This window comes from Pantoea sp. C1E2, assembly GCF_056491465.1.
The window spans coordinates 74,509-91,581 of record NZ_JBSZHT010000004.1; the positions used below are offsets into that span (position 1 = coordinate 74,509).

Genomic DNA, 17,073 nt, shown 5'->3' on the forward strand with positions numbered 1-17,073 from the left:
TTATTATTTTTATTATTGGCAGGACTAAAAACTGGCGCAGGATCAAATAACGACACCAGCATCATTGTAGTACGGTAAAAATGAATTGTACTACAATGCAGATCACAAAATGAGTCGAAAGGTTAATGTTCACTCTTAGCTCGATACTGTGAGCGAGGTTAAATTCCTAAAAATGCCTGCCGTAATCTTCTATGCGCAAACTGGTATTACCTTCCCTGACTGGCTACACCTAAAACGTCCTTGTTACCTCTTTCGCTTCTCTTTGCATCTTTAATGCGACCTTGCTGGCTTGCGTAGCTGCGATGTTATTGCGCAAGACTGAACTTTGAATCGCCAGGCTTGTTCTGTCTGGCTCATCACGGAGTGGATGATGAAAAAACGTAAATCCGCACTCTCCCTTGCCGCGCTGGCAAGCTTCAGTGCCTTGCTGGCAACACCTTATGCTCAGGCGTGGGACAGCTTAACGGTGTTTGGCGATAGCCTGAGCGACGGTGGCAATATCGGGCGATTTACCGCCGACGGCGCGCAGCATCCGCTGTACGATGAAATATTGGCTGCGCATCTGGGCGAAAACCTACAGCCTTCCACTCTGGGTGGCAGCAACTATGCGCAAGGTGGTGCTGTGGCAGTACCTGCACTGGATCCTGATTTGAATACGCAGGATCAGCTGGCGGCATATCTGCAATCTACTGGTGGGCGCGCTGACAGCAACGGCTTATATATTCATTGGATTGGTGCGAACGATATTGCCGCGGCGGTAACCAATCCACTGACTGCACGTGAAACTATCGGCAATAGTGCAGCCTCTGCGGCGTCGCAGGTCAAAACGTTGCTGGATGCAGGCGCAGGGGCGGTAATCGTGCCGAATGTTCCGCAGTTGGGACTGACGCCCTATATGGTGCAGATCGTGTTGAGTACGTTAGGAACCTCCGCCATGGTTGCGGCCTTTCAGTCACTTGATAACGCCGCCACACCGGATGTTGCCGCGCGTCAACAGGCCGTGAAGGATGCCTTCACTGTGGCCGCCGGACAAATATCGGGCATCCCCGCAGTGCGTGATGAGCTGGCTCAACAGCTTTACGACGCCTGGCAAACACTGAGCACTCAGGTCACCGCACTCTCTGATGGCTACAACCAGCAGGAGGAAGCCCAACTGGCGGCGCTTAAGGGCAATATTGTTCGGGTGGATATTGCGGGACTGTTTAGTGAGGTTGTGGCCAATCCAGGGCGTTATGGTTTGACTAACACCATTGGCATTGCCTGTCCGGTAGGCACCTCAGCGGATGAATGTCACTCCTCTGATGCAGGCTTTAGCAGCGCACAAGATTATCTGTTTGCCGATCGCCTGCATCCCAGCCCTGCAGTGCACGCCATGCTGGCAGATTATATTCAGTCAATCCTTGATGCGCCGGCGCAGGTGGCGGCTCTGTCGCAATCCACGCTGCTGATGGCGCGCGACATGCACAATACGCTGGATGGTCATTTGCAACAGCAGCGTCAGCAACCTGCCAGCGTGGGCCAGTTTATGGTGTTTGGCGGTTATGCAGGACAGCACGTCGATTATCAAGGTGATACCTGGAGCAATGGTGATGCAAACACTACCAATCTGACGTTGGGTATTGGCTATCAGCTGACCGATAACTGGCAAACCGGTTTGCTGTTCTCAAACAGCAATCAGCGCATGGATCCCTCATCAAACTATGACTATAAGCTGCGCGGTAATCTGGTGGCGCTTTACAGTCAGCTCACCCTGTTCGATCAAGGCTGGATCAATGCCGATCTCCACTATGCCGATCTCGATTTCGACAGTATCGAACGTAACATAAACATCGGCCCAGCTAGCCGGACTGAACAAGGCAGCAGCAGCGGGAAATTACTGGGCATGCGCGTGCAAACCGGCTGGGATTTACCGTTGGGTTCGCACATCACTACCGGCCCGGTTGCCAGTTATGCACTGGATTATGGTCGTGTTGGCGGCTATCAGGAAAATGGCAATACCAGCACCTCGATGCGCTTCTCAGATCAAACGCTGCACTCGCAGATCGGTTCAATTGGCTGGCGCATCGATAGCCGGCAGTGGGTGGTCAATCCGTGGGCACAGGTCACTTATAACCATCAGTTTGGTGATACCGACTCCACGGTACGCGCGGGTCTTAAATCCACCCAAACCTCGTTTGAGCGGACGGTGGAAGCCGGTGATAAGAACTGGCTCGACGTGGCGGTAGGTGCCAATGTGCCGTTGGGCAATACGGTCAATGCCTTTGCTGGCGTGTCCACCGTTGCCAGTAACAGCGATTACCATCAGGTGACCTGGAACGTCGGGGTGAATGCCACATTTTAAGATTGAGTGCCAGCAAATCCTGGCTTGCTGGCACCGTTTTAACTTCACTTAACCTTCATAAATAAGTGAATGAAACAGTTACTGGCTTAAGTTATTCGTTCGGAATCTTGCGTCAGGCGGTCATTTTTTGCGGCCGCGATAAGCAATAATGTGCCTGCGATTATTCTGTAAAATCCCGTCATACCGCTGCGCTTTCTTTCTGCAATCATTATCTTGGTATATCCCGCTCAGCGGCGGGATAGAAAACACCTCTAATTACACTGGCACGCATCAACACATTAACTATCAGCTACTTATAATGCATGGGGCAGTTATTTTCTCTTAATATTTAAGGGGTACACCATGGTTAATGCGTCCAATAACACCACGCCACTAAATGCCGTAAATGCGACAACGTGTGCCGTTGTTCAGTTGAAAACCATTGATGAATTACGTGCTACCGAACCGACATCCGGAGGTGAAATCGCTTCGGTACTGGAGTACACCAAAGGCAGCAAGATGGGCGGCGGGGTGTTTGTGTATGACGCGACCGATACAACCAGTCCAGACGATGGTGGAATTGTCTTTATCACCGCAGGGAAAAAACGCTGGAAGCGGGTGATTCAGGATTACAGCACCGTCACCGTTTTGGATTTTGGTGCGATAGCTGATGGTAAAACGGATTGTATTGCGGCCGTCAAACGCATGTATGCCTGGTCACAGCGTGTGCTGCCTGCTGCCGGCATCCGTTTTACCGCCGGCGTGTTTAGCATGTCCACCTTCGACATCTCTGATAAAGAGATTAATCGTTTCAAAGTTTCAGGTGCTAATGTCAATTTTGGCTACTTCCCGACAACCACATTAGTATTCAACTGGGTTACGCAGCCCCGAAAGCTCCATTTTTTTAAAGTGAATGCGCGCTATACCGAAATTTCGGGGATTGTGGTTAAGGGGATGAGTTATAAATCCGGCATGGCGGGAAATGGCGACGGTGGCACCGCGCTGAATAACGTTGGATTCTTTGCCAACATCATTACCGGTGGTCAGTTTCTGCGCGTGAGCAGCATGGAGTTTCGTTACCTTGGCGGACGAGCACTGGATTTGATCGATACACTCGATTGCAAGATCGACCAATTCTACGCCTATGGATGCCAGGAAAGTATCGTCTATGCGCGCTGGTCAGATCGAGAGCAGGGTGCCTGGGATCATTCCACTGCCATAGAGTTATCGAACTTCAATCTGCAATATGGTTACACCAAACCGGTGCTGGATTTGCCGCGCTGCACGCAATCCTTTATCCGCAACGGTTGGATCGAGCATTCTGATTACGCGGGTGATTTAACCAATGGACAATGGGTGCTTGAAGGGCTGGCGATTGAGTCGACCAAAAACCCACTGAAACTGGGTTATTGCCGTGCGTTGATCATCCAGAAAAGTATTCATAATGAGAGCGCCGGTTTTGATTACAGTACCGAAGGTTTGACTGCCTGGTCATTAATATCAGAAGGCGATCGTGGGGTGATGGAAATATCAGACTGGGGCGCGGTGATTCAGGGGTCGCTCAACTACGATTATATTACCTCGCAGCATCATATGGATAATCGTAGTGATAAAGAGAAATGGTTCTATATCGGCGAATTTAATTTCTCTGATGAAGGAACGCAAATTCATGTGCGTGTGGTAGGCACATCGCAAATCTTATCTCAGGGTGAAACCCAAACCCAATATTCCGGACGAACCCCTGAAGGCGTGGCAAATATTTATCTCCAGGCGCGCAACAATGCCAATACCATTGGCAGCTGGTATGGTGAAGGTTCCTGCCCGGTGACCAAAGTCCACATTGAGGGCGGCGCAACCCGCACTAAGCTTTACGTCAAATTGGCCAAATTTACGGGATTTGCAACAGCCCAGGTAGAAACTAATGGCAAAGACCGCTACAGGGCAGGGTTATGTTTTATTTTCCGAAAAAGTTATACCGCTTGCTCTGAAGCTGATGCGCAAATGTTCGATGGAGCTCCGGTTGTGGCTTTCGAACAGCACTGGATTGGCAATGAAAGGGTAGGCTTTGGCTATAACAATAACAAAGAGTTGTTATTGAGTGGGCCGGTATTTGAAAAGCCGGTGGAATATGAACCAGGAAAATGGCGTACACGCAGATTCGTGAAGTTGTGGATAAATGGCAAAGAACAGGCCATTGAATATCTCAGCGCAACCGATCCATTCTGAGTGCTTAAGCCAGCAATATTCATTGCTGGCATTGATGCAGAGCGAAGAGGTACTGGCGGGTGTGAAACCCAATATCTAGCGGCGGCCATTAGGCCGCCTGAGGTTAGCCAGAATAAGGACGAGCGATTAACTCCCCCAACGACTGCGTAAATAATTCACTGCCTGCTGCGTTTGCGGTTGGTTGAGATAATTCTCGCGGAACAGAATGGTGCCGTTGATTTGTGGCACAGATTCATTGAGGTCGAGCTGTTTTTTCAGTTCCGGCACGCCGCCATTGATGGTCCAGTCTGGCTCCATTTTGGAGGTTTCACCGACTTTATACAGCGCTACACCGATATAGAGACGGGTATGCGTGGGTTTGACTACATTGGCCCACCAGTTCGCGAGCACATCATAACGTGCAGCCTGGCGTGAAAACGGCCAGTAAATCTGCGGTGCAATGTAATCTAACAAACCCATCTGCACCCATTTGCGTGTATCCGCGTAAGCTTCATCGTAGGCCGCTGCGCCGCGTGTGTCTGAGCCCGCGGGATCGTGTGATATGTTGCGCCATACACCGGCCGGGCTGACACCGAATTCGACATTCGGTTTTAGCTGTTTGATGGTGCGAGACACTTGCTCAATCAGCTGCTGAGTATTGTGGCGACGCCAGTCCGCTTTGGAGGCGTATCCCTGACCATACTGGCGGAAAGTAGCGTTATCATTTAGCGTTGAGCCGGGCGATTCCGCGTAGAAATAGTCATCAAACTGCACGCCATCGATATCGTAATTTGCAACCACCTCCGCCACAATGCTGGTAATCCAGTCACGGGCATCAGGAATGCCGGGGTCCAGCACAAAACGGTCACCTGCGGTGCGGATCCAGTCACGGTGCAGCACGAATACGCTGGCGGGATGCAGGGAAAGTGTGTTGTTGAGTTCCGTTACGGTGGAAGGTTTCACGTTAGTAGAGACGCGATAAGGGTTAAACCACGCATGCACTTTGATGCCGCGCTTATGCGCTTCATCCAGCATAAACTGCAGCGGATCGTAACCGGGATCTTCCCCGATCTTCCCGGTCATCATGTCGGACCATGGCAATATTTTAGATCGCCACAGCGCCGTGCCATCGGGTTTGACCTGGAAGAAGACGGTATTAATGCCGAGACTCTTGAGCTTATCCAGCTTATCGGTCAGCGCCTTTTGCTGTTGGCTGATGCGATTTGCCGGGCTGGCATTGACCGAGGCAATGGGCGGCCAGTCAAGACGCGACACCGTGGTGAGCCAGACCCCGCGCACTGGCTCAGCGTTAACGACCGGCTGAACGGGATGCGGTTTCGGCGTCACAGTCGGAAACGGTGTGACCAGGGATTTAGGTGGTTCAGAACTGCAGCTAGCCAATAGCAGTGCAGCAGCCAATAAGGAGGCCGTTTTTTTCAGGGTGGCAACACGGGGGAAACGCGCGGAACAGGCTATGATAAACTCCATTTCTTTCAATTTACTGTTCGAAGAGCCTCATTCTCTTCTCATCAGCTATAAAGTCAATAAGAGCCCTCGGTAACGTCGTCATGCCATCTATGGCAAACGCTGCGCGCGGGAACTCACTTAAAACAGGAATACACTGCTATGACATATGAAGATCTTTACCGCCGCATCGCGATGATTGTTTTCAGCTGTGGACCGCAAGGTGCACGCGAACTGATCGTAAAAGCTGAACTGTTTGCCGATGACGAGGGCGGCGAATACCAGTTCGATTATCTGGATGAAAAAGGCGAGCCAGATTGGTTTGAACCGGATGCACAGGCGATTGGCGATTTGACTGAAGCGCTGAAAGATTTTCAACACTACTTCGTTGAGCATGATATGACCGAAGGCAAGCCGGTGTGGAATAAGTGCGTGGTGGTGATTAACGTGCCGGAAGAGTCGATCAGCATTGACGTGCAATATGAGTAAGGTTTCCGGGCATCCTTGCCCGAAATCCTTTGGCGTTATGAACGTACAGCCACTAACGCCTCGCGTTCCCGTAAGGCGCGCTTACGATGCACGATGCGGCTGGTGATCAACACCGCCATCGTGAGTAAACCGGTAGCAATGATCTCAGAGCGATGCGCCGGCATAAACAACATCGAGATCAACACGCCCACGATGAACACCATGGTTGCCCAGGTTAAGCCTGGGAACAGCCACATGCGATAGCTTAACGTCTCTCCCCGCGCCTCACGCTTTTTACGTAATACCAGATGCGAAGCCGCAATCACCAGATAAACCAGTAGTGCAATCGCACCTGAACTGGCCAGCAGGAATTCAAATACCGCTGCCGGTGCCAAATAGTTGGCGAATACCGCAAGGAACGCAGCGGCAGTAGAGGCGATCACCGCCACCCAGGGTGTGCCGCTACGGGTGGTTTTTGATGCCGCGGCGGGTGCATCCTGACGACGGGAAAGTGAATACAACATGCGTGAAGCAGTATAGAGCGCAGAGTTAAGACAGCTGCACACCGCGATCAACACCACCACATCGACGATCTGACGTGCGTAAGGAATATTCATCATCTCCATGGCCGTTTGATAGGAACCGGCTTTCATTAGCGATGGGGTATTCCACGGCACCAGCGCGATGACAATGAAAATCGACATCAGATAGAACAGCGCAATACGCCAGATCACGGAGTTGGTCGCTTGAGTAATCTGCTTTTTCGGCTCGCGGGATTCCGCTGCCGCGATAGTGACAATTTCCGTGCCCATAAAGGAGAACATGGTGGTCAGAATGGCGGCCAGTACGGCACTGATACCGTTTGGCATAAAGCCGTGCGTGTCATAGAGATGAGAAATGCCCTGCGTGCTGCTACCCGGCATCAGGCCAAAAATAGCCAGACCGCCGACAATCAGGAAGGCGACAATGGCGACCACTTTTAGCAGAGCAAACCAAAATTCGAACTCACCATAATTTTTGACGCTGAACAGGTTGCTAATCGTCAGGAACAGGGTGATCCCCAGGGTATATTCCCAGACGGCAATCTGCGGGAACCAACTGTGCAATATCGTGCCTGCGGCATTGGCTTCAAGCGGGATCACCAATACCCAGAACCACCAGTAGAGCCAGCCAATGGTAAATCCGGCCCAGCGTCCCAGCGACTTATCTGCGTAGGTGGAGAAGGAGCCGGAGTCCGGTGAGGCAACGGCCATCTCCGCTAACATGCGCATAATCAGTACCACCAGCGCACCTGCTGCGATGTAGGCCAGTAACACGGCGGGGCCAGCTTCGGCGATGGCGTGACCGGAACCGACAAACAGTCCGGCTCCAATCACACCAGCAATGGATAACATTCGGACATGACGCGGCTTTAAGCCTTGCGCAAGCGCATCAGCATTCTGTGAACTCATTGTTTTCTCCAGATTGTCTCTCGGACTGTGACTTGGCACAGCCTGGCTGCAGCAGGTGGATGACCAGCCCGCATACGGGCTGGCTAAACTGAGGGCCTACGAATCCTGGTGCGCGCTCAGCACGTGGCTGAGAATCTCCAGCGCCTGGCTGAATTGCGCATCCGGAATGGTGAGTGGATAGAGGAAGCGAATCACGTTGCCCTGCGGACCACAGGTCAACAACAGTAAACCTTGCGCCATCGCCTGTTGCTGGATGGCCTGAGCGGTTTGCGCTTCGGCAAATTCCACCGCGACCATTGAACCTAATGCGCGAATATCGGTGATCGCGGAGCAGTTGCGACGAGCCTCATTGAGGAATTCGACCAGTTGCGCACCCAGTTTCACTGAGCGGTCACACAGTTGTTCTTCAGCAATGATATCCAGCACCGCATGTGCGGCGGCAATCGCCACTGGGTTTCCGGCGTAAGTGCCACCCAATCCACCTGGACCCGGCGCATCCATGATCTCTGCACGACCACTCACCGCTGACAGCGGCATGCCGCCCGCCAGGCTTTTCGCCATGGTGATCAAGTCTGGTTTGACGGTGTAATGGTCCATGGCAAACAGTTTGCCGGTACGACCAAAGCCAGTTTGCACTTCGTCGGCAATCAGTAAAATGCCGTGTTGATCGGCCAGCTGGCGCAAGCGAACGAGGAATTCTGCAGGGGCGATGTGGAAACCGCCTTCGCCTTGTACTGGCTCCAGCACAATGGCTGCCACGTCTTGCGGTGCGATGTCCTGAGTGAAGATGTCTTGCAGGCTCGCCATAGCATCTTCAACGCTGATGCCGGTCACGCTGTTGGGATAACGAGCGTGCCACACGGAAGCGGGCATTGGGCCGAAGTCACGCTTATACGGGGCCACTTTGCCGGTCATCGCCATCGTCATAAACGTACGGCCATGGAACGCGTTACCGAAAGTGATAATGCCGTGACGGCGTGTGGCGGCTCGTGCAACTTTGACAGCATTCTCTACCGCTTCTGCACCGGTTGAGAAAAAGGCGGTTTTGGCTCTACCGGCGATTGGCACCACGCTGTTGATGCGCTCTGCCAGGCCGACGTAGCTCTCGTAAGGCGTCACCTGGAACGCGGTATGGGTGAATTTTTCTAACTGTTCCGCGATGGCCTTCACAATGCGCGGATGACGGTGGCCGGTGTTGAGCACCGCGATACCCCCGGCGAAATCAATCCAGCTGTTGCCTTCGACATCACGCAACGTGGCATTCTCTGCCTGATCGACATACCACTGGCAGAGATTACCGGTGCCACGTGGGAGTGCGTCATCTTTACGTTGTTGCAGCTGGCTGTTTTTACCTTCCATAACCTTTCCTTAGCGATAAGCGTCTTTACAAATCACGACAAACACGCTTATTTATCCCTGCGCTAAGGTTTGTTGCCAGAGCCACTTTTATAGAAAAGGATGGAGCCAATTGCGGAGTTTGTACGCAGATCATGTATTAGAGCGTTTGCAGTTTATGCCGGAAGGGACGTTGCAGCAGCGTCTGTTGGCGTGTATGCAGGCGGCGATTGCAGAGGGGATCTTTCCACGCGCGACGCGATTACCGGCCACGCGGGATATGGCGCGCGAGCTGTCGGTGTCACGAAATACCGTACTCAACGTCTATGAACATTTGATGTCACAAGGGTATGTCACGGCACGCACCGGCAGCGGAACCTGGATCGCCGAAACGCTGCCCGAAGGGTGTTTGAACAGCCCGCGCAGTGATGAACTGATGCTGCCGCTGAGCGTGAAAACGGCGGCGATTTCAAAACGCGGTGCATCCTTGTTAGGTCATGCCAACGCCTCACCTTATCAGTGGGGCGCGTTTGTACCCGGCGCGCCAGATGTCACGCAGTTCCCGCACAAACTCTTTAGTCAGATCCAGGCGCGATTGAATCGCGAGCCAGATATTGATCGGTTGATTTACAGCAGTAATGGCGGTTGTCCGCATTTGCGTCAGGCGCTGGCGGATTATCTCAGCGTGGCCCGATCGGTGCGGGCAGATGCGGATCAAATCATCATCACGGAAGGCATCCATCAAGCGGTTGATCTGGTGACGCGCGTGCTTTGCGATCCTGGTGATACAGCGTGGATTGAAGAGCCAGGCTACTGGGGAACGCGGAATCTGTTGCGCATTAACGGCCTGAAAATCCAGGCTATGCCGGTCGATGACCAGGGCATTATTCCTGATTTACCTTCGCGAGCGCGGGGACCAAAAGTGATATTTGTGACACCGTCACACCAATATCCGCTTGGCGTTCATCTTAGCCTTGAAAGACGTAAGCAGTTGCTGGATTTGGCCAGCAAACATAAAACCTGGCTGGTGGAGGATGATTACGACAGTGAATTTCGTTTTGCCGGCCAGCCTTTTCCCTCGCTGCAGGGCTTTGAGCCCGATGCGCCGGTGATTTACATGGGCACGTTCAGCAAAACGCTTTATCCCGCGTTGCGACTCGGTTATCTGGTTGTGCCGAAAGCCCTGGCGCAACCTTTGCGCGTGGCGGCGGCGGAACTCTATCGTGGTGGGCATTTACTGGTACAGCGTGCGCTGGCGGAGTTTATCCAGAAAGGGCATTACATGGCGCATATCCGCCGTATGCGCAAACTCTACAGCCAGCGTCGTCGCTTTTTAGCGGGTCTGATTGAGCGTTATCTTGGCGCTGATTTTATGCCGCGCGTCAATCATGAGGCGGGCTTGCATCTGGTGGTTAATTTACCGGCTGGATGTGATGATGTGGCGATTGCCGCACTGGCGCTGCGCCGCGGTGTTAAGGTCAGGCCGCTGTCGCAATATTACATGCACCAGCAGGAGCGACGTGGCTTGCTGCTGGGTTATGCGTGCGTGGATGAACGTCAGTGTCAGGATGCGTTTGGTGTATTGAAGGCATGTCTGGTGGAGAGCGGGATTTTATCGCGTTCGTAGACGTGTACGCCTGCAATCATGGTGATGTGCGGCCCGAGGGCCGCGTCATTCAGGACTAATCGATACTGTTTAAACGCTGCACGACTTCGGCACTCAACACCAGATCGCCACTGGCGAGATTCTGCTGGAGATGTTCTGGTGATGAAGTGCCGGGAATCAACAGAATGTTGGGTGAACGCTGAAGTAACCAGGCTAGCGCGACCTGTAACGTGGTGGCATTCAACTCGTTTGCCACATCCGTAAGCTGTTCGGATTGCAGCGGTGAGAAACCGCCCAACGGGAAGAACGGCACGTATGGAATACCTTGCGCTGCCAGTTGATCGACCAACGCTTCGTCCTGGCGATTCGCCAGATTGTAGAGGTTCTGCACACAGGCTATCGGCGTCATTTTCTGCGCGTCTTCCACTTGTTTGGCCGTCACGTTGCTCAGACCAATATGCTTGACCAGGCCGCGCTCTTTAAGCTTGATCATCGCTTCGACCTGCGGTTCCAGTGAGCCTTCTGCGGGTGCGTGCACGTCGAGCATCGAACGCAGGTTCACGACTTCCATCACCTCCAGACCAAGATGACGCAGATTATCTTCTACCGCCTGCGTCAACTCATCGGGCGAGAAAGCGGGCAACCAGCCTCCTTTCGCATCACGGCGTGCGCCGACTTTAGTGACGATCACCAGGTCGTCGGAGTAGGGATGCAGGGCTTTGTTAATCAGTTGGTTAGTAATGTGCGGGCCATAAAAGTCGCTGGTATCGATATGATTGACGCCAGCAGCCACCGCATCACGTAGCACTTGTAATGCCCGATTTTCATCGGCTGGCGGGCCGAACACGCCTTTGCCGGCGAGCTGCATGGCGCCATAACCGAGGCGTTTAACCTGACGATCACCCAAAGTATAAGTCTTTACGTTGTGGGACATGGAAACCTCCTTCATCGATGTGTGTACAGATTGTAATCGACAGACTGCTGTGCAACTATCCGGTGAAATCGGGACACAGTGTACGGAAGGGCGAACAATGGCATTGGATATTGCACTGCTGCATGCGGTGGTGGCGGTGGCAAAAGCGGGTGGCTTTCGTGAAGCGGCGCGCATGACCGGTAGCAATCCTTCACGCTTAAGCGATGCGGTAAGGCGAGCCGAGGAGCAATTAGGCGTGCGGTTGTTCAATCGCACCACGCGCACCGTTGCGCTCACCGAAGCAGGCAGGGCGTTAATGACGCGTTTAATGCCGGCAATGAATGAAGTGGATGCGGCACTCGATTCGCTCAATCATTTCCGCACTACGCCGGGTGGCACGTTACGAATCAATGTGCCCGTTAGCGCGGCCCGCCTGGTTTTGCCATCTATCGTGCCCGGCTTCCTGGCGCGATATCCTGACATACAGTTGGAAGTGGTGGCGGAAAGCAATGTGCAGGATATCTTCCGCGACGGCTGTGATGCCGGGATTCGTTACGACAATCATCTGGAGCAGGATATGGTGGCTTTACCGATTGGGCCTCGCGTGCAGCGTTTTGCGGCAGCGGCTTCATCCGCCTATCTGGCGAAATTTGGCACGCCACAACATCCACGTGATTTGCTACAGCATCGTTGTTTGTATGGCCGCTATGCCACGGGCGTGATTGCGGATTGGGAGTTCGAGAAGGGCGAAGAGGTGGTGCGTTTACAGCCTAAGGGGCCGCTCATATGCAGTATCGGCGCGGCCATGGATCTGACCGTCGCAGCTGCAGTATCCGGCGCAGGGGTGGTGTACCTGTTTGAAGATTGGATCAAACCCGCGCTGGATAATGGCAGCCTGCAACCGGTACTGAGCGAGTGGTGGCAGAGTTTTTCAGGATTGTGGCTTTACTATAACGATCGCCGTTTGATCCCGGCACCGCTGCAGGTGTTTCTTGATTATGTGCGCGAACTTAATGCGCCGCCGCGGGTGGATTGACCAGAAGACCCGACATCAACACGCGGAAGGCTTCAACTGCCCGTGGGAGTGCGGCTACCGGTTCGCGGGAGGCGGCAATCCACAGAGCGGCATTCAGTGCGGCACCATTGACTAAATGCGCCGCCGCTTCGGTATCCATCGGCTTCACCGTGCCTTCTGCAATCAGATTTTCCAGCATATCGGCGGTGGTGCGCAGACACGCGGTTTGATTAGGCCATTGTGAAGGATCACCGAGAACGGCCGGGCCATCCAACAGCATAATTCGTTGTACTTCAGGTTCCAGCGACATCTCAATATAGGTGATGGCTTCTGCCAAAAATGCATGCCATTTCGACTCAAATTGCTGACCTGCTGCGCGCATTTGTACCAATATTTCAGCGTCGATTTGCTCAATAACAGCCTGCAATAAGCCCTTTTTGTCGCCGAAATTATGATACAGCGCGCCTCGCGTAAGACCTGCCTCAGCGGTCAGATCATCCATTGATGCAGCGCTATAACCTTTCTCCGCAAATGCCCGTCTGGCGGCTTCAATTAATTTGGCGCGGGTTTCTTCTACATGATCTGCTCGTCGTTTGGCCGCCATAAAGACTCCTTAAAATTGCATTGACATACGCTGCGTATGTTATCCATAGTAATACATACGCAGCGTATGTTAAAGCGATTGCTGGCTTAGCTAACCGGCTATCACCCCTTTTTCCATCAGGAGAGTCATTATGAGCAAACGCGACGCGATTTTTCCAGCAGGGCGTCAGGCGCTGTATGAAATCAATCAATATTCCGCGGCCATCCGTTCGGGAGATCTGCTGTTTGTATCGGGGCAGGTTGGTAGCCGGGAAGACGGTTCAGCGGAACCGGATTTTGCACGCCAGGTCAATCTTGCGTTCGAGAATTTGCAGGCAGTCTTAAAAGCGGCAGGATGCACCCTGGATGATGTGGTGGATGTCACCAGTTTTCATACCGATCCTGAAAACCAGTTCGCAATTGTGAACGAAGTGCGTTTGCGTCATTTCGGTGAACCGCCTTATCCAAACTGGACAGCCGTAGGTGTCAATTGGCTGGCGGGGTTTGATTTTGAAATTAAGGTGATTGCGCGTATTCCGCAGTAAGCAGCCTAGCCGCACAGGGAGGTGCACCGGGCATCAGCGGGGGCGTCTTAGGAAGGGCAGAATATCGACTGCAATAAAAAAGCCGATAACCGTTGCCAGTTATCGGCTTTATCGCATCAAGCGAGATTACGCGTTCAGCAACTGGTTCGCAGTCTTCTCAACCAGCGCCAGCAAGACTTTAATGTCTTCCAGCGTCACGGTTGGGTTCAGCAGCGTCAGTTTCAGGCAGGTAACGCCCTGGTTTTCAGTCACGCCAACGTTAGCGCGGCCTGAATCCAGCAGAGCATCGCCGATGCGCTGGTTGAACAGAGCAATCTGCGCGGTATCGGTCAGTTGCTCTGGACGGTAGCGGAACAGTACGCTTGCCAGCTGTGGCTGCATCACCAGCTCAAGGCGTGGTTCTGAAGTCACAAACTTCGCCACTTCCTGTGCCAGCGTCACGCCGTGATCGATGATCGCTGCGTATTGTTTCTGACCCAGCGCTTCAAGACCCATCCACAGTTTCAATGCATCAAAACGACGCGTAGTCTGCAGAGATTTTGATACCAGGTTAGGAACACCGGCTTCTTCATCGAACTCAGAGTTCAGGTAAGCCGCCTGATAACGCATCAGCTCGTAGTGACGCTCGTCTTTCAGCAGGAATGCGCCACAGCTGATGGTCTGGAAATACTGCTTGTGGAAGTCCAGGGTTACGGAATCCACTAATTCCAGGCCGTCCAGGTAGTCACGGTACTTCTCTGACAGCAGCAGTGCGCCGCCCCAGGCTGCGTCAACGTGCACCCAGATATTGCGCTCTGCAGCAATACCCGCGATTTCACGCAGTGGGTCGATAGCACCAGCGTCAGTGGTACCGGCCGTTGCCACGATAGCCAGAATCTGGTCACCGTTCGCATCAGCCTGAGCCAGCTTGGCTTTCAGGTCATTCACGTCCATACGGGCGAATTCATCAGATTTCACCAGTACAACTGACTGATAGCCGTGGCCCAGCAGCGCCATATTCTTCTGCACAGAGAAGTGCGCGTTCTCAGAACACAGCACTTTGATCTTACGCAGATCGCCAGTGATACCATCCTGCTGAACAGAGTGACCCTGACGCGCGAAGAAGGCGTCGCGTGCCAGCATCAGTCCCATCAGGTTACTCTGCGTACCACCACTGGTGAATACGCCAGCATCGCCCGCCGGGTAACCCACTTGCGCACGCAACCATTCGATCAATTTGACCTCAATGATGGTGGCAGAAGGGCTCTGATCCCACGAATCCATACTCTGGTTGGTGGCGTTTATCAGCACTTCAGCGGCCTGGCTTACCACCAGGCTCGGGCAGTGCAGGTGCGCCACACATTGTGGATGGTGCACTGACAGGCTGTCTTTCAGGAAATACTCAATCGCGCGTTCAATCGCGGCCTGGTTACCCAGGCCGTTAGGATTGAAGTCGAGCGTGATACGCTCGCGCAGTTCGGCAACACTTTTGCCTTGATACATCTCAGGCTGTTGCAGCCACTGCACAACCGCGGCGCTGCTTTGGGCAATCGCCTGCTGGTACGCCTCAATGCTCTGTGCAGAGGCGGCCAGAATCGGGTTTACTTCAGACATTTACTCTTCCAATCAAACAGGTTTGACGCCAGCGCCAATCAGCGCCTGCTCAAATTTATCCAGGAAAATCGCCAGCTCTTCGTTGGTGATCAGCAGTGACGGCAACAGACGCAGTACTGCACCGTGACGACCGCCACGCTCCAGAATCAGACCGGCTTCGAAGCACTTCTTCTGCAGCAGCGCAGAAAGCTCGCCATCAGCAGGCAGGCTACCCATATGGTCAGCTGCTTCATTTGGTTTAACGATCTCGATACCGATCATCATACCCATGCCGCGAATGTGACCGATTACCGGGAAGCGTTTCTGCATCTCAGCCAGCTGTGCTTTCAGCCATTCACCTTGTTCAGCCACTTTGCCGGCGATGTTCTGCTCGGTCAGAACTTTCAGAGTGGCGAGACCGGTGGCCATTGCCAGCTGGTTGCCACGGAAGGTACCGGTGTGGTGGCCAGGAGACCAGGCGTCGAACTGTTTTTTAATACCCAGAACAGCAAGTGGCAGACCGCCGCCAACAGCTTTAGACATCACGATGATGTCTGGCTGAATGCCAGCGTGTTCGAAGGCGAAGAATTTGCCGGTACGGGCAAAGCCAGCCTGGACTTCATCAAGGATCAGCAGAATGCCGTGTTCCTGAGTCACTTTACGGATGCGCTGCAACCATTCGACCGGAGCCGGGTTCACACCGCCTTCACCCTGAACCGCTTCCAGGATAACAGCCGCAGGTTTGCGTACGCCGCTTTCCACGTCGTTGATCAGGTTTTCGAAGTAGTAAGTCAGGGCTTTAACACCGGCTTCACCACCGAGACCCAGTGGGCAACGATACAGATGCGGGTAAGGCATGAACTGCACTTCTGGCATCATACCGTTAACGGCTTCTTTCGGTCCGAGGTTGCCGGTAACAGCCAGCGCGCCATGGGTCATACCATGGTAGCCGCCAGAGAAGCTGATCACGCTGGTGCGGCCAGTAACTTTTTTCGCCAGCTTCAGTGCTGCTTCAACCGCATCCGCACCAGAAGGGCCGGTGAATTGCAGGCAATATTCTTTACCCTGACCAGGCAGCAGCGAGAGCAGAGATTCTGAGAATTGATCTTTCAGAGGTGTCGTCAGATCAAGAGTATGTAACGGCAAGCCGCTGGTAATGACATTTTGGATGCTCTGCAGAACATCAGGATGGTTGTGACCAAGTGCCAGCGTCCCTGCGCCAGCCAGACAGTCCAGATATTGTTTATTCTCAACATCTGTAATCCACACGCCGTTAGCTTTAGCTATCGCTAAAGGCAGCTTGCGCGGGTAACTCCTGACGTTTGATTCAAACTCAGCCTGACGGGCTAAGAAGGCGTCGTTGTTTCCATTGAATGCGTTGGCACCAAAATTATCAATACGGACTTTATCCGTCATCATATCTCTCCTTCAACCGGGGCTCGTGATGGCTGGCCGATTGACTAGTTGAACAAAAAAGTATCAGTGGTTTAAAAATCGCGGCCAATATAGAGCCTTTTGACCTACATCACAATGATTAATTTTGTTTAGAATTGTTTATTCTTTTCATATAGTAATCAGGGCGTTGGCCACTAATTGG

Annotated in this window: 13 protein-coding genes; 6 read left to right on the forward strand and 7 right to left on the reverse strand. The window is 53.1% G+C overall.

Annotation, left to right across the window (positions count from 1 at the left end; translation table 11 throughout):
* Window positions 1-370 precede the first annotated feature (370 nt).
* Window positions 371-2,341 carry an autotransporter domain-containing protein gene (locus ACXI0A_RS21810; protein WP_476147127.1) on the forward strand — a complete coding sequence of 657 codons (1,971 nt, stop codon included), beginning with the start codon at window positions 371-373 and terminating at the stop codon, window positions 2,339-2,341.
* A gap of 342 nt (window positions 2,342-2,683) precedes the next feature.
* Window positions 2,684-4,546: a hypothetical protein gene (locus tag ACXI0A_RS21815; RefSeq protein WP_476145914.1), complete on the forward strand. Its 1,863-nt coding sequence runs from the start codon at window positions 2,684-2,686 to the stop codon at window positions 4,544-4,546.
* Between the two features lie 126 nt (window positions 4,547-4,672).
* Here ACXI0A_RS21815 and ACXI0A_RS21820 read toward each other — a convergent pair whose 3' ends face one another.
* Window positions 4,673-6,013: a family 10 glycosylhydrolase gene (locus tag ACXI0A_RS21820; RefSeq protein ID WP_476145912.1), complete on the reverse strand. Its 1,341-nt coding sequence runs from the start codon at window positions 6,011-6,013 to the stop codon at window positions 4,673-4,675.
* A gap of 138 nt (window positions 6,014-6,151) precedes the next feature.
* Between ACXI0A_RS21820 and ACXI0A_RS21825 the strand changes: the two genes are divergently transcribed.
* Window positions 6,152-6,478: a hypothetical protein gene (locus ACXI0A_RS21825; protein WP_224933239.1), complete on the forward strand. Its 327-nt coding sequence runs from the start codon at window positions 6,152-6,154 to the stop codon at window positions 6,476-6,478.
* A gap of 35 nt (window positions 6,479-6,513) precedes the next feature.
* On the opposite strand, the gene gabP is transcribed toward ACXI0A_RS21825, so the two are convergent.
* Together gabP and gabT are read right to left on the reverse strand one after the other, a co-directional pair.
* The gene (gabP, locus tag ACXI0A_RS21830) at window positions 6,514-7,908 is read right to left on the reverse strand and encodes a GABA permease (RefSeq protein ID WP_224933238.1); all 1,395 of its coding nucleotides are present in this window, start codon (window positions 7,906-7,908) and stop codon (window positions 6,514-6,516) included.
* 96 nt (window positions 7,909-8,004) lie between these two features.
* Entirely contained in the window at window positions 8,005-9,267 is a 1,263-nt protein-coding gene (gene gabT / locus ACXI0A_RS21835) for a 4-aminobutyrate--2-oxoglutarate transaminase (protein ID WP_476145909.1), read from the reverse strand.
* A 109-nt stretch (window positions 9,268-9,376) separates the two neighbouring features.
* On the opposite strand from gabT, the gene pdxR reads away from it, so the two are divergent.
* Window positions 9,377-10,870: a MocR-like pyridoxine biosynthesis transcription factor PdxR gene (pdxR, locus tag ACXI0A_RS21840; protein ID WP_476145907.1), complete on the forward strand. Its 1,494-nt coding sequence runs from the start codon at window positions 9,377-9,379 to the stop codon at window positions 10,868-10,870.
* 55 nt (window positions 10,871-10,925) lie between these two features.
* Here pdxR and ACXI0A_RS21845 read toward each other — a convergent pair whose 3' ends face one another.
* Window positions 10,926-11,783: an oxidoreductase gene (locus tag ACXI0A_RS21845; RefSeq protein WP_476145905.1), complete on the reverse strand. Its 858-nt coding sequence runs from the start codon at window positions 11,781-11,783 to the stop codon at window positions 10,926-10,928.
* A gap of 97 nt (window positions 11,784-11,880) precedes the next feature.
* On the opposite strand from ACXI0A_RS21845, the gene ACXI0A_RS21850 reads away from it, so the two are divergent.
* Complete coding sequence (locus ACXI0A_RS21850; protein ID WP_476145903.1) at window positions 11,881-12,798, forward strand: LysR substrate-binding domain-containing protein; 918 nt, start codon at window positions 11,881-11,883, stop codon at window positions 12,796-12,798.
* Here the strand turns inward: ACXI0A_RS21850 and ACXI0A_RS21855 are convergent.
* The gene (locus tag ACXI0A_RS21855) at window positions 12,773-13,381 is read right to left on the reverse strand and encodes a TetR family transcriptional regulator (RefSeq protein WP_476145901.1); all 609 of its coding nucleotides are present in this window, start codon (window positions 13,379-13,381) and stop codon (window positions 12,773-12,775) included. The genes ACXI0A_RS21850 and ACXI0A_RS21855 overlap by 26 nt on opposite strands.
* 130 nt (window positions 13,382-13,511) lie before the next feature.
* On the opposite strand from ACXI0A_RS21855, the gene ACXI0A_RS21860 reads away from it, so the two are divergent.
* A complete protein-coding gene (locus tag ACXI0A_RS21860; RefSeq protein WP_224933232.1) occupies window positions 13,512-13,904 on the forward strand; it encodes a RidA family protein in 393 nt (130 codons plus the stop codon).
* Window positions 13,905-14,030: 126 nt separating this feature from the next.
* Here the strand turns inward: ACXI0A_RS21860 and ACXI0A_RS21865 are convergent, their stop codons facing one another.
* Window positions 14,031-15,497, reverse strand: a complete 1,467-nt coding sequence (locus ACXI0A_RS21865) for a pyridoxal-dependent decarboxylase (RefSeq protein ID WP_476145899.1) — start codon at window positions 15,495-15,497, stop codon at window positions 14,031-14,033.
* 12 nt (window positions 15,498-15,509) lie between these two features.
* Complete coding sequence (locus tag ACXI0A_RS21870; protein WP_476147126.1) at window positions 15,510-16,892, reverse strand: diaminobutyrate--2-oxoglutarate transaminase; 1,383 nt, start codon at window positions 16,890-16,892, stop codon at window positions 15,510-15,512.
* Window positions 16,893-17,073: the final 181 nt, after the last annotated feature.

Excerpts from the sequence above, each read along its gene's own strand:
- ACXI0A_RS21860 (WP_224933232.1), top strand. The coding sequence starts at position 13,512 with ATGAGCAAACGCGACGCGATTTTTCCAGCAGGGCGTCAGGCGCTGTAT.
- ACXI0A_RS21820 (WP_476145912.1), bottom strand. The coding sequence starts at position 6,013 with ATGGAGTTTATCATAGCCTGTTCCGCGCGTTTCCCCCGTGTTGCCACC.
- ACXI0A_RS21870 (WP_476147126.1), bottom strand. The coding sequence starts at position 16,892 with ATGACGGATAAAGTCCGTATTGATAATTTTGGTGCCAACGCATTCAAT.
- ACXI0A_RS21855 (WP_476145901.1), bottom strand. The coding sequence starts at position 13,381 with ATGGCGGCCAAACGACGAGCAGATCATGTAGAAGAAACCCGCGCCAAA.
- ACXI0A_RS21865 (WP_476145899.1), bottom strand. The coding sequence starts at position 15,497 with ATGTCTGAAGTAAACCCGATTCTGGCCGCCTCTGCACAGAGCATTGAG.
- ACXI0A_RS21845 (WP_476145905.1), bottom strand. The coding sequence starts at position 11,783 with ATGTCCCACAACGTAAAGACTTATACTTTGGGTGATCGTCAGGTTAAA.
- ACXI0A_RS21850 (WP_476145903.1), top strand. The coding sequence starts at position 11,881 with ATGGCATTGGATATTGCACTGCTGCATGCGGTGGTGGCGGTGGCAAAA.
- ACXI0A_RS21825 (WP_224933239.1), top strand. The coding sequence starts at position 6,152 with ATGACATATGAAGATCTTTACCGCCGCATCGCGATGATTGTTTTCAGC.
- gabT (WP_476145909.1), bottom strand. The coding sequence starts at position 9,267 with ATGGAAGGTAAAAACAGCCAGCTGCAACAACGTAAAGATGACGCACTC.
- gabP (WP_224933238.1), bottom strand. The coding sequence starts at position 7,908 with ATGAGTTCACAGAATGCTGATGCGCTTGCGCAAGGCTTAAAGCCGCGT.
- ACXI0A_RS21815 (WP_476145914.1), top strand. The coding sequence starts at position 2,684 with ATGGTTAATGCGTCCAATAACACCACGCCACTAAATGCCGTAAATGCG.
- ACXI0A_RS21810 (WP_476147127.1), top strand. The coding sequence starts at position 371 with ATGAAAAAACGTAAATCCGCACTCTCCCTTGCCGCGCTGGCAAGCTTC.